General features: G+C 39.8%; 7 protein-coding genes. 5 read left to right on the forward strand and 2 right to left on the reverse strand.

Annotation, left to right across the window (positions count from 1 at the left end; translation table 11 throughout):
* The first annotated feature begins 439 nt into the window (after positions 1 to 439).
* Entirely contained in the window at positions 440 to 2,875 is a 2,436-nt protein-coding gene (locus DP114_RS20440) for a CHASE2 domain-containing protein (RefSeq protein ID WP_171976986.1), read from the forward strand.
* Between the two features lie 121 nt (positions 2,876 to 2,996).
* Here the strand turns inward: DP114_RS20440 and DP114_RS20445 are convergent, their stop codons facing one another.
* A complete protein-coding gene (locus DP114_RS20445) occupies positions 2,997 to 4,742 on the reverse strand; it encodes an ABC transporter ATP-binding protein (protein ID WP_171976987.1) in 1,746 nt (581 codons plus the stop codon).
* Positions 4,743 to 5,330: 588 nt separating this feature from the next.
* Between DP114_RS20445 and DP114_RS35190 the strand changes: the two genes are divergently transcribed.
* From DP114_RS35190 to DP114_RS20460, 4 genes are all read left to right on the forward strand, one after another.
* Complete coding sequence (locus tag DP114_RS35190) at positions 5,331 to 6,131, forward strand: AAA-like domain-containing protein (RefSeq protein WP_246162604.1); 801 nt, start codon at positions 5,331 to 5,333, stop codon at positions 6,129 to 6,131.
* Positions 6,132 to 6,158: 27 nt separating this feature from the next.
* A complete protein-coding gene (locus DP114_RS35195; RefSeq protein WP_246162605.1) occupies positions 6,159 to 6,653 on the forward strand; it encodes a hypothetical protein in 495 nt (164 codons plus the stop codon).
* A gap of 276 nt (positions 6,654 to 6,929) precedes the next feature.
* Positions 6,930 to 9,956 (forward strand): ABC transporter substrate-binding protein, encoded by a 3,027-nt coding sequence (locus DP114_RS20455; RefSeq protein ID WP_171976988.1) that lies wholly within the window; start codon positions 6,930 to 6,932, stop codon positions 9,954 to 9,956.
* A gap of 36 nt (positions 9,957 to 9,992) precedes the next feature.
* Entirely contained in the window at positions 9,993 to 12,926 is a 2,934-nt protein-coding gene (locus DP114_RS20460) for an ABC transporter substrate-binding protein (protein WP_171976989.1), read from the forward strand.
* A 262-nt stretch (positions 12,927 to 13,188) separates the two neighbouring features.
* On the opposite strand, the gene DP114_RS20465 is transcribed toward DP114_RS20460, so the two are convergent.
* Positions 13,189 to 13,788, reverse strand: a complete 600-nt coding sequence (locus tag DP114_RS20465) for a DedA family protein (protein ID WP_169266474.1) — start codon at positions 13,786 to 13,788, stop codon at positions 13,189 to 13,191.
* Positions 13,789 to 13,808: the final 20 nt, after the last annotated feature.

A 13,808-nucleotide genomic window follows, 5' to 3' on the forward strand; every position in this document is an offset into this window, starting at 1 on the left:
CGCCCGTCGGGCGCTTTCAAGAAACACAGGGGTGTAGGGGTGTCACGGGGGTCACAGGGGTCACGGGTGTAGGGGAATAAGAGAATAAATGCATTTTCTCTATCCCAAGCGTAAATGTATTTCCCCCTATACCCCTATACCCCTAGTTCAGGTATAAGGTAAACTAAGAGTACAGTTATAGTGCTAAAATTTACTAGATCCAACCTATTGATCACTAAAACAATTCTTAGCCACTGTGAACTCACAATTTTTGAGGAGCCGCCTGAGAGTGCATCTACCGCAACAACTACCACTAATGGTGGCTGCTTCATTCACAGAAATTTGGAGAAGAAAACAAAATTGTTTACAAATCTATAAGATTTTCATTTCAGGTGTGTTGCACTTCAAGACTCTGTCAATAGATTAAAGATGTTGAACGTAATTAAATTAGCACTCTGATATGGCACCAGAACCTACTACATTAACCAAAAAAAACGTCTCTGCTGCCAATCGATCGTCAAAGATTTCTACAAAAGCACCTTTGACGGTATTAGCACGTCGATCAAAGCGATTGGCTCGTTTGGGGCATTTACTTGCTGGTGTTTCAGCAGTGGGTGCAGCACTCCTGGCAGCTTCTAGCCTGAACTTGGCGAAATTTATGGAAAACCAAGCTCAAACTACATTTTATCTACTACGAGTACCCGAAACTCCTCCAAAAGAGATTGTGATTTTGGCAATAGATGAACAGTCAATATCACTTGGCGAGCAATACTATAAAGCAGATCCACAAAAATATAGTTTCTTTGAGCCACTCCAAGCTTTTCCCTTTAAACGTGCTGCATATGCTCAGGTGATTGAGAAGTTAATCAAGGCAGGGGCACGCTCTGTGGCAGTAGATGTAGTTTTTAGTACACCAAGTAGTTACGGTGTTGAAGATGATCAAAAGTTGCGAGAGTCGGTGCAACGTTATGGAAGCAAAGTGACTCTGGCTGCACTCTACGAAGAATCTCAAACACATCAAGGTCAAGTCATGCAATTGACACAGCCCCGGCAAATGTTTCGTACTGGATCTGTCGCCATTGGTACTGTAAATTTCCCTCTAGAGGTAGATGGGAAAATTCACAAATTGGCCAACGAGTACTCCAAGGTGATCGATAAAGAAGATGCTTTAACAGTGAAGATGCTCTCTTTTGATGAAGCAACATTAAGAGCAGCCCAAGTAGATTATCCTCCACCTAAGGGCGATCGGATACATTTTCACGGACCAGAAGGAACATTTAACCAAATCCCCTTTTGGTACGTACTCGATCCAGAAAACTGGAACACCTATCTACAGCAGGGCAAGTTTTTTAAAGACAAAATTGTCCTGATTGGATCAACAGCGAAGTCAGACAAAGGGGACGATTATCATTCAGTTCCGGCTATGGGCAATTGGTTGTATCCAGAGCGAATGTCAGGGGTGGAGGTTCACGCCAACGCGATCGCAACTTTAATGCAAGATAAAGCAATCACCGAAGCAATTAAGAATCCATTCATCCGTGGTTTATTTGTGCTTTGTTTAGTCAGTGGATGTGGGGTTATTATTGCCTTCAGAAAAAGAGGTATAACTAGATTTGTCGTTAGTATCGCCCTTGCCATCAGTTGGGGAGGTATTAGCTATCTCATCTTTGTCCACAATTTACTCATCTTGCCGACTGCGGTACCGGTGGTGGCGATCGCCATGATTGGATTGGCTTATCTGGGAACAGAAGTCTCCAGAGAAATTATCAGGAAAATCCAACTGGTCAATATTATGAACCAATTTCCCTCTGACCGTGTTGTTCAAGAAATCATTAGCCAGCAGGATGACTTGAAAGACTTGTTACAGAAAAGGGAGATGGCAGTATCTGGCAAAATCCTGGATGGACGCTACAAAATTGTCAAAGTTCTTGGTGCAGGTGGATTTAGCGAAACTTACATTGCTGAAGATATCAAACTTCCAAATAACCCTTTGTGTGTTGTCAAGCAGTTAAAACCAGCTAACAGTAAACCAGAGCAGTTGGAGATCGCCAGACGTTTATTTAGTTCCGAAGCTCAAGCTCTACAAAAACAGGGAAGTTACAAACAGATACCACAACTTTTAGCTTATTTTGAAGAAGATGAAGAATTTTATTTAGTTCAAGAATATATAATTGGTCATGCTCTGAGCCAGGAAATGTTGCCAGGTCAACGGCTTCTGGAAACACGAGTTATCGAGATTTTACAGGATTTATTAGAAACATTGGTATTTGTTCACAACAATAACGTTATTCACCGAGACATTAAGCCCAGTAACATCATACGACGAGACTCAGACGGCAAACTGGTTCTGATTGACTTTGGTGCCGTTAAAGAAGTCACAACACAAATCCTTGATCATTCAGAGCAAACTGCTTTCACCATTGGAATTGGCACTCGGGGTTATGCACCAAGTGAGCAGTGCTACGGACGTCCACAGTATAGTAGTGATATCTATGCAGTCGGCATGATTGGCATCAAAGCCTTGACTGGCATGGCTCCCCACGAAATAGAAAGAGATGCTAACTCAGAGTTGAAATGGGTTGATAAGGCATACGTCAGCCAATCTCTATCAGATATTCTTACTAAAATGGTGCGGGAAGACTTCCGACAACGTTATCAATCTGCATCCCAGGCGTTAGAGGCGCTCGCTAGGTTGAGTAGTCAACACAGCGAACGAAGTTTGCTTCAACACAAAGTGGGGAATATCTCTTTAGAAGAGATAGACACTCCCACCACACCTTGGACAGGAATATCCGAAGACAGTTCACAATCGGCTGTTTCTACATCTCTACTACCAAGTCGTTATGAAAATTCGATAGAAGACTGCCAGGATCTTCCGACTGATACACGCCCGTGATCCTCAGCCACCCTATGGCGAGCCGCCATAGGGCGAACCCGAACGGATCTTTCACGCCCTGGCGACGGGCGTTCCCGGAGGGTGAACAGTAAACAAGTAACTACTGATAACTGATAAGTGTTCACTGTTTGAATTCATGACTTCTACTAAACTGCTGGGCGTAGAATCTAGCGTAGCGATGCCCCAGGGTTAACAATTCTTCATGAGTTCCCGATTCGAGAATCTGCCCGCGTTCGAGAACTAAAATGCGATCGCACCGCCTCACCGTACTCAACCGATGAGCAATAATAAACACAGTTCGCCCCTCCATCAACCTTTCCAGTGCTTCCTGTACCAAAGCTTCCGACTCTGAATCTAATGCAGATGTGGCTTCATCTAAAATAAGAATTCTGGGGTTTAAAAGAACAGCACGCGCAATAGCAATTCTTTGTCGTTGTCCACCAGATAAATTTACCCCTCTCTCTCCCACCCACGTGTGATAACCATCGCTTAGTTGGGTGATAAACTGGTGAGCATTAGCAATCGAAGCTGCTTTCTCTACCGCTTCCATGTCAAAAGAATCTTGCCCGAAAGCAATATTTTGGGCAATTGTTCCAGAAAACATCATGGTTTCTTGGGGAACAATTCCAATTTGTCGCCGCAGACTATCGAGGGTAACATCCCGAATATCAACGCCGTCAATGAAGATTTCACCAGCAGTTGCGTCATAAAACCGGGGGAGAAGATTGACAAAAGTGGTTTTACCTGCACCGGAAGCACCGACAAGGGCGATCGCCTCTCCCGGCTGTGCCAACAAACTAATATCTTTTAAAACAGGTTCACCTGGTTTGTAAGCAAAAGACACACGACTATATTCCACCTTACCACTTACCGGGGGAAGCAACAGAGCATTTGGTTTTTCTACTACCGTTGGCTGAACCGCCAACAACTCAAAAACTCGGTCAACAGATGCCTCACCTTGTTTAAACTCATTGTAGTTGTTCGTAACGTGACCGATAGGATCAATTAACAACGCTGCTGCAGTCAGGTAGCTGAAAAACTCTGCCACCGTCAAGTTATCATTTGCAATTTGCGCTGCGCCAACGAATAGTAGTGTTAAAGCACTCACAGCTTCCAAAAATCCCACAATGGGAATTTGAATTGCTTTGAGCCGTTCCACTGAGTATTTCGCGCTCATTGTGCGTTCTGCTTCTCGGCTAAACCTGGCAGTTTCGTAATTTTCTGCGGCAAAAGCTTGTACTATGCGGATACCACTAACAACTTCCGTGAGTATTGCTGACAAATCTGAGATGCGATTTTGACTTTTAAGAGAGAATCGGCGTAACCGTTCACCAAACCAACCAATTAAAATACCCATCAGGGGTGCAACAATAATTATGGCTAATGTCAGTTGCCAATTCAGAGAAATCATATAGATGGGAATTGCAACTAACTGCAAAACGCAGGGGATAAAGTCGTGAAAGAGTTTGTGGACAACTTCCCCGACTCGATCAACATCTTCAGTGAGGCGGTAAGATAAATCACCAGATTTTGCAGTTTCAAAATAGCTGAGATTGAGCTTTTGTAGGTGTGAGTAAACTTTATTACGGAGATGGAAAGCAACTCTTAGTGCTGCTTTTGCCATGTAGATATCTTGCACGGACTGAAAAAAGCCTCGTACCAGAAAGACTGCTGCGATGATGGCAAGTTGTAGGGCGATCGCGTTCAAATCACCCCCACCAAAGACAGTTGCAAATTGACGCACATATCTCAGAAGTGCCAAAGTTGCCAGGACATATCCTAAAATGCCAATGAACCCCTTAACGATAGTTTGCCATTGGGGTCGAATATAAGGTAGAAGCTGCCAATAGTTAGAGCGGGTTTTCAAGCTGTCACATCCACAAAAAGACTCTGCTTTGTTTGACGCTATTGGCTTTTGTGTAGTTTCTGAAGATGTAGAAACAGAGGGAACAGGGAACAGGGAACAGGGAACAGGGAACAGGGAGCAGGGAGCAGGGAGCAGGGAGGAAAGAAGGGGGGCGATTTTCTACGCCTTACACCCCTAATTGGTAATGGTGCCAAATCTCAGGAAACTTACAAAAAAACCATAATTTGTAGAGTGGGCACTGTTCACTCATGATACATGAATGACACAGGAAGGTAAGAAGTACTCACGTTATATTAAATTCTCTTGTAGTTCCTGAATATTTACTGATCTTATTATGTGCTTTCTTTCAGGAATATGGCTATTCCGCTTTGGATCATAATAGATAACAGTATGTAGAGGCCGTACCGTACAGTTTCTACTGTATTGCTTTAGCTCACATAAAATGCACTTATGTAACGCCTCACAATCAGTGACTTCTCGGATAATTTTAATTTATACTTGAAAAAAAGAAACAAAATCCTGTGAAATTCGTATTAATTTACTGTGAAGTGCATCTACCAAAAAATTGTTTCTAAATTATGAGATCACATGGTGATGTTACCAAATCCCTTCACTCCCAGAAGACCAGTAGCCCCAGAACGTTTTGTCGGGCGGATATATGAAATCGCAGCTGCGTGCGCCTTGGTGAATGCTCGCGGTCATGTAGCAATTTGGGGAGGTCCAGGAATGGGGAAGCGCTCTTTATTGGAAAAATTGGCTTCTCCCCAAACTATGGAAGAACATGGACTCGATCCATCTGTAGCTGTAGTTGTTCTTCTGAGTTGCGAGAGTATTACTCCCTTTACTCCCTATGGTTTTTGGGAAGAAGTCCTCAAAGAGATAAACGATAAGTTAGATCGTGGATCTCAATTGCAAGTTGAAATTGAAACATTTTTAGGAGAAGGTGGAGCAAGTAGAAATAGCCTGCGTCATGTGTTGAAGGAATTGGGGAGACAAAATAAATTTTTGTTGCTGTTAGTAGATGATTTTGACGTTGTCCTTTCCCCAAATGAAAAATACGCTGAAGCTGACATGGTCACATTTTTGAGCGAGTGTCGTAGTTTGGCTGTTCACTGTCACGAGAGTAAATATCTCTCAATGATTGTGACTTCACGCAAGCGCCTCAATGAACTTAATCCCACACTCAATTTAAACGCCTCTCCTTGGTTTAATCACTATCTCTTCCTTCATCTACAGCTCTTTACTGAACAGGAAGTAGAGGAACTACTTAAACCACTAACAACACAAATGACACTACAGTTACGAGAAAACATTTCTCAAATGGCTGGTAGACACCCAACCTTGCTACAAATTGCAGGCTTTCATCTATACAACCTTTTTAATTTTTAAGCATTGATCCAATGGAGGCTGAAAGGTATGAGAAAAATTAATGATGAGTTTTTCAGGGAGTTTGAAAGTAATACCAGACATATTTTCCAAACTATTTGGGAAAACTGCTGTGAAGAAGAACAGACATTATTAATGCTGATTGCTCTGTCTATTTCTAATGGTCGTCTGCACAACAACAAACAGTTTGATTTGAGTGGAATTGATCTTATCTTTACTCAAAGAGAGCGCGAGTTGAAAAATTTGGAAGAACAAGGAGTTATCATTAGCAAAACAAGTATCGAAAACAAGCAATTAAAAAATGTCTATGATTTCACTTCATCGCTGATGGAGCGATTCGTCATTCAAGAAATTTGGAACACTGAAAATTTTGATATCCAAAAACGACAAAGGGTCTTTCTCAAATTGATGAGCCACGAGCAAGTCGATAAAGTCACAAGGTTTACAAATTGGCTCTGGCAACATAAAAATGAACTCTCTTCTGCTGTTGAAATATCTGGCAGACTGTTGGGGGGGTTACCATAAAAGCTGATTTTTCAGAGGTCATTTATCAAGAAAAAATAAAGTTAGTTTAGGAGCGAAAAGTAATGTGGATGCTCCTCACACTTAACTAACGTTGTGTTCAGCGAACCCTTTCGATATGATTTCTAACGAAAAACATCATCGAAGCAAGGCAACACCATGTTATATAGTGGTGTTTTACAGCAAAGCCATAACGTACTGGACTACTTAATCTTTACTTTATAAATAACCTCTTATAACGACTGCAAGACATGATTGAATAAAAGGCTAGAAAAGATTATGTATGATGCCAAATGTATGATACCAAACCCCTATATTGTTGGCATTCCGGTTAATGAGCCTAACAAATTTTTTGGTAGAGAAAGTCTCTTAAGTTTCATTGAAGACAATCTGAGACAGAATATAAAATTTATCTTGTTACATGGTCACAGACGTATCGGTAAGTCTTCTGTACTCAAACAAATTCCCAACAGGATTGCTCCAAGTGAGTTTGCTTTTGTTCATTATGATTTACAACATCACGCTCAATCAGATTTATGTGAGATTCTACATGATGTCAGTGAAGAAATTGTCAACCAACTGGATTTAAATCAAGATAATATCAAACTGCCGACACAGAAAGAGTTAAAAACTGATGTCAATATATTTTCTAGCCACTTTCTACCTCAAATTTATAAGAAAATAGGTGGAAGGAAGCTGGTGCTATTGCTAGATGAATTTGATGTTATCTGTGATGATACCAACAACATACTTGAGAAAGGTTTAGGTTTATTTCCTTACTTAGAAAAGCTTCTAAAACAGCAAGAGAAATTATTTATTATTTCGGTTGCTGGGCGACATCCCAGTGATTTAAAAAATTTGATTAAGCTATTTAGGAGTGCACCTTATCAAGAAATTGGTTTTCTAGATGAGCTAAGTGCTAAGCGGCTAATTCGTAACCCAACTCAAGGTGTTTTGGAATACGCCCAGGATGCCATCACAGCAATTGTGGAACTCACAGCAGGGCATCCTTATTTTATTCAAGTCATTTGCTTCAATATTTTATTGGTTGCAAAAAATAATAAAAACTGGATAGTCACTCGTACGGATGTGGAAAATGTAATAGAAAAAGCAATTGAGCAGGCAGAAGGTGGACTAGCATGGTTCTGGGATGGATTAACTATTGCGGAGAAAGTCGTTTTGTCTGCTATAGTAGAATCACAAAACAATGCTATTCATAAAGTTCAAAGATATCCAGAAGAACCCTTATCTTTACTTAAAAATTATGGAGTTATCCAAATAGAAGAACTGGTTCAAGCTATCAACCAACTAGCAAAAAAAGGTTTCTTGGATAATACAGAACGTAGAGTCAAAATTGAATTTGTCCGCCTTTGGTTAGCGCGAAGACACCCACTCCGGCAAGAAATACGGGAATTGGAGAAGTTTGAAGAAGAAGAAGTTCATGCTTTGTGCAAAGCAGCTAGTCAACAGAATAAAAAAGAAAAAAAGCAACAAGCACTCGATATTTATAACCAAGCCTTAGCATTGAATCCCAATCATTTTCCCACTTTGATACCACTAGCTAAGCTAAACTTGGAATTAAGAAATTTCGACAAAGCATTACAACTTTACGAACGAGCAAACCAAGTTGATCCGATAAGTAATAAAGAAGCGCTTTTAAGTGCGTTGGAAAGATATGGTAGTGAGTTGACAACACAAAGACAGTATACACAGGCAAAGATCCAATACAACAGAGTTTTGGAACTTCAGCCTGATAGAATATCAGCACTGCAAAGACTGAAAGAAATTAAAAGTTTTGAGTCTCCAAGCCCTTATCAGTCTATAAGTAACAGCAATTACCAGGTTGAAATTAAGAACAAATTACAGACGATTTCAGCACAGGAAATTTCTTTAAAGACGATTGCAGCGCTAGCAGGAATAATTGCCCTTGTGAGTCTTGGTAGTGGACTTGTCTTTTATAGGTGGGCAACTCCTTGTCGTCCAGGTCAATATAAAGTAGTTAATGGTATTTTTTGTGTGGCGGGTATTACGCAACAGAATAATATCACGAATAATATTAGTCAGGGCGATCGCACTCTCTTTCCCACAATTCGCAACCCATATCGTGACCAAGGCATTAAAGCATTTCAACAAAAGAATTACCAGCAAGCTGTGAATTTTTTTGCTCAAGCTGTGCAATATAATCGCAATGACCCAGAAGTCTTGATTTACTATAACAATGCTCTAGCTCGCCAAAAAGATTCTCCCTTCACAATAGCCGTCGTTGTACCTGTGGGAAGTAAACAAGATATTGCTCAAGAAATGTTGCGTGGTGTGGCGATCGCCCAAAATCAATTTAATTATAACGGTGGATTTAACGGTCAATTACTCGAAATTGCCATTGCCGATGATCGTAACGACACACAACAAGCCAAACAAGTCGCTCAGCAACTTCTTGATGATAGATCTGTACTAGCAGTCATTGGACATTATTCTAGTGAAGCTACTAAAGTAGCACTATACGAATATCAAAAGGCTGCTGAACCCTTAGCAATTGTTTCTCCCACCAGTTCCAGTAGCCAATTACAGGGTGAGACTTTCTTTAAGACAACCCCTTCTAACATCAAAGAGGGTGAACAATTAGCTAAATATATTCGCAATCAACTTGGCTTAACAAAAGTTGTCATTTTCTATAATCTTGACAAAGCCTATAGCGACAATCTCAGAGAAGAATTTACAAAAAAATTTGAAAAATTAGGCGGTCAATCCTCGATAATTGATTTAGCAGGGATGAAACAACAGGATGCAGACCGAAAATTAAACGAGAGTGTATCTATAAACCAAGTACAGGCAGTTTTGTTGTTCCCAGAGCAGCAATTTACTCGTACAGCACTTGGAATTGCTAAAGCTAAGGCTGAATCCAACAATCCAAGGGTGCGATCTCTAAAGTTATTAGGTAGTTCTACTCTGTACGATCACACAACCTTGAAAGAAGGTGGAAATGCAATTGAAGGATTGGTTTTAACTATTCCTTGGTTTCGGGAAGCACCACAATCAAAAAACTTTGCTCAAAAAGCAGCACAGCAATGGGGAGGACAGATTAGCTGGCGCACAGCTACCAGTTATGACGCCACTCAAGCTTTGATTCAAGCTTTATCCTCTAACCCCTCTCGCGCAACAGTTTTACAAAGACTGCGACAAGTAAACCTTTCACCCCAACAAACCTCTGGGGATCAACTCCAATTTAATTCGCAAGGAGAGATACAAATGGAACCCGTTCTTATTAAAGTTGAAGGAAGTAGATTTAAGCCATTACTAAAAAACTAAAGGAAAGGACAAATCGTTTCCCTATTGAGAACAGATATGATCACTAATTTGATAACTCGAAGAAATCCTTACATCATTGGTCGTCCAATAGATGAACAAGAATTATTGTTCGGACGAGAAAAGATATTCCAATTTATTGAGAATAACTTAAAGCAAGGTGTTAAGGTTCTCTTTTTGTACGGTCAACGACGGATTGGTCTGTCCTCCATCATCCGCAATATTTCCAAGTATGTTGCGTCAGAAGAATTTGTCTTTGTTACCTTTGACCTTCAAGAATACAGCAGAGAGCCTCTCAGCAGCTTCTTGCATAACCTAATTATAGATATTATAACTGATTTAAAGATTGATATACATAATATAACACTTCCTTCAGCTTCCGAGTTAGAAACACAACCAGAAATCTTTTGTCGCGAGTTTTTACCTCAAGTTTATGAAGCTTTAAAAGGAAAAAAATTAGTATTTTTACTGAACAAAGCTGATACGTTTGACTCTGAAAATAATATGTTACTTGGAAACGTTTGTCAGCATTTCAAGTATTTTATTCAAGAACAAGAGAATCTATCTCTAATTTTAGTTTTTAGAGAAAAACTAGCAGATAAGTCATATTTACTCAACTTATTTCAGAATGCGCCCTACCAAGAAGTTGGTTTGCTAGATGAAAACAGTGCAAAGCAACTCATTACAAAACCGGCTGAAGGTGTGCTGAAATATGACGATGATGCAGTCATAGCAATTCTGCAACTTTCAGCAGGACATCCTTATTTTACTCAAGCCATCTGTTTTACTCTTTTCGTACAAGCCAGGATAGAAAATAACTGGAAAGTCACTCGTGCTGATGTGGAAGCGAGTATAGACAAAGCAATGGAGAGTGCGGAAGCTGGGTTAGCATGGTTATGGGATGGAATTTCTATTCCAGAACAAGTTGTTTTATCATCTGTGGCCCAAGCGCAAAGAATTGCTTTTGAAAAACAACAACCTTTCCCGGAAGAACCTTTAACGCTACTCCAAGAACATGGTGTTATTGAAACAGATGACCTGATTCATTCCGAGAGAAAATTAGTAAAAAATGACTTTTTGGATGAAACACAACGTAAAGTCAAAATTGAATTATTCCGCCGATGGTTATTGCTACAGCATCCCCTGCATAAACAAATCTTTGAACTAGAAAAACTGGAAGAAGAAAAGAGTCATCTTTTACATCAAGAAGCTAGTAAACTTCATCAAGAAGGAAAAAATCATGATGCAATAGAACTTTATGAGCAGGTTCTACAACTTAACCCCAATCACTTCAGCACTCTGTCCCCTCTTGCTAAAGCATATTTAGAAACGGAAAATTTCGACAAAGCATTACAACTTTACGAGCGAGCTTACAAAGTTGATCCTATACGTCATCAAGAAGCGTATTTGCGTGCTTTAGAAATCTACGGAAATCATTTGAGTACTCAAGGAAATTTTGACTTAGCAAAGCAGCAATTTGAAAAAGTTTTGGAAATTGAACCAGGACGGATAGTAACACAACAAAGGTGGCGAGAAATCCATTTAACTTATAAGACTAAACGAACATCATTAAAGGCAATAGCCACAGCATTAGGAATCTTTACTATTACATGTCTTAGTTTGTATAGGTGGACAATTTCTTGTTCTGCGAGTCCACAAAATAGTAATAACCTTTTATGTTTTGCTGGTATCGTACAACAAAATAATATAACTAATAATATTAGTCGGGGCGATCGCACTCTCTTTCCCACAATTCGCAACCCATATCGTGACAAAGGAATTAAAGCATTCAAACAAGAGAATTACCAGCAAGCTGTTGATTATTTTGCTCAAGCTGTGCAATATAATCGTAACGATCCAGAAGTATTGATTTACTATAATAATGCCCTAGCTCGCCAAAAAGGTTCTCCTTTCACAATAGCCGTCGTTGTACCTGTACAAAATAAACGAGATATTACTAAAGAAATCTTGCGTGGTGTGGCACTCTCTCAAAATCAGTATAATAATCTTAAGGATAGACTGAATAGTCACTCACTAGAAATTGCCATTGCTAATGATGGTAACAACCCAGAACAAGCGAAACAAGTTGCTCAGCAATTAGTTGATGATAAGTCTGTGCTAGCAGTTATTGGACACTATTCTAGTGAAGCTACCAAAGCCGGACTAGACGAATATCAAAAAGCTTCTGAACCTTTAGCCGTTATCTCTCCTACTAGCCTTAGCACCTTCTTAGAGGGTAAAATTTTCTTTAGAACAGTCCCTTCTAACGTCAAAGTCAGTCAACAACTAGCTAGATATCTTTGGAATCAGCTAAACTTAAAAAAAGTTGTTGTTTTTTATAATCATGATAGCTCGTTTAGCAATAATCTAAAGGATGAATTTACAAACAAATTCAAACAACTAGGTGGTCAAGTTGTTAGCAATATTGATTTAACAGAGCAGAAACTAGATGTAGACCAAAAACTAAACGAAAGCGTATCTCAACAATATCAGGCACAGGCAGCGTTGTTGCTTTCAGATGTGCAATACAACTCTATGGCGCTTGAAATTATCAAAGCTAAAGCTACCTCAAAAAACCCAAAGGTACAAAGCTTAGAGTTGTTGGGTAATTCTACTTTGTATAATGACAGAATTTTGAGAGAAGGCGGAAACGCAATTGAAGGCTTGATTGTAAGTGTACCTTGGTTTCGGGAAGCACCACAATCACAAAACTTTGCCCAAAAAGCCGCACAGCAATGGGGAGGACAGATTAGCTGGCGTACAGCCACCAGTTATGACGCAACTCAAGCGTTGATTCAAGCTTTATCCTCTAACCCCTCTCGCGCAACAGTTTTACAAAGACTGCGACAAGTAAACCTTTCACCCCAAGAAACCTCCGGGAATACAATCCAATTTACTCCACAAGGAGAAATACAGATACAACCTCTCTTGCTTAAGATTAAAGATGGTAAATTTAAGATTTTAGGGCAGTAAAACACTCGTCTCAGACTCTTGTTTGACTTGCCAACGCAGAAGTCTTGGTAGCTATGTCACATCCAAAGCATAGTTCACAATCCACAGGATATACCGTTGCCAGGTAGATTAGGACATGAACTAATGAGAAAATACGGGCATCACGAGATTTTCAACCCTGTTAAGCGTTAAGCGTTAAGCGTTATAAGTTTATGTTTGAAGAAGTCATGATCGTGATACCCTCTTGAGCAAGTCACTCAACAAACCACCTAACCCTTCTTTGTCATTTATTCTTGTTTTCTTTAATAATATGAAGAATTGATGGTATTAAAGAAACAACAACAATTAATCCAATAATTGGTAACAAATACTTATCTAGCTGTTCAGCTGGTAGAGAATTTCCTAATAAAAATCCTAACAGAGTTATACCGAATGTCCAAAGAAATCCACCAATCAAGTTATAGAACATAAAAGTGCGATAATCCATGCTACCAACGCCAGCAATAATCGGCGCAAAAGTCCGCACTATTGGAACAAATCGAGCTAATATAAGCGTTTTCTTACCATGTTTGTGATAAAATTCGGTCGTTGTGACCAAATGTTTTTTATGAAATAACCGTGAATCTTCTTTTTGAAAGAGCCTACGACCAAATCTGTATCCAGTTGCATAACCGACATTATCACCAAGCACTGCAGCAAGAAAAGCGCCAATGATCAGAACCCAGATGTTAAGTAGTCCCTGAGATGCTACAAATCCAGCAGTAAACAGCAAACTATCTCCTGGTAGAAAAAAGCCAATCAGTAAGCCAGACTCTGCAAATACAATTGCCCATACTCCAAAGTAGCCTAAAGACTTTATTGTTTCTGCTAAATCAAAATGCATAGAACATCCTCTAAATCAAT

The organism is Brasilonema sennae CENA114, assembly GCF_006968745.1.
Taxonomy (GTDB): Bacteria; Cyanobacteriota; Cyanobacteriia; order Cyanobacteriales; family Nostocaceae; genus Brasilonema; species Brasilonema sennae.

Bases quoted from the DNA above. Each gene is read 5' to 3' on its own strand.
- DP114_RS35195 (WP_246162605.1), top strand. From the start codon at position 6,159: ATGAGAAAAATTAATGATGAGTTTTTCAGGGAGTTTGAAAGTAATACC.
- DP114_RS20455 (WP_171976988.1), top strand. From the start codon at position 6,930: ATGTATGATGCCAAATGTATGATACCAAACCCCTATATTGTTGGCATT.
- DP114_RS20440 (WP_171976986.1), top strand. From the start codon at position 440: ATGGCACCAGAACCTACTACATTAACCAAAAAAAACGTCTCTGCTGCC.
- DP114_RS20460 (WP_171976989.1), top strand. From the start codon at position 9,993: ATGATCACTAATTTGATAACTCGAAGAAATCCTTACATCATTGGTCGT.
- DP114_RS20465 (WP_169266474.1), bottom strand. From the start codon at position 13,788: ATGCATTTTGATTTAGCAGAAACAATAAAGTCTTTAGGCTACTTTGGA.
- DP114_RS35190 (WP_246162604.1), top strand. From the start codon at position 5,331: ATGGTGATGTTACCAAATCCCTTCACTCCCAGAAGACCAGTAGCCCCA.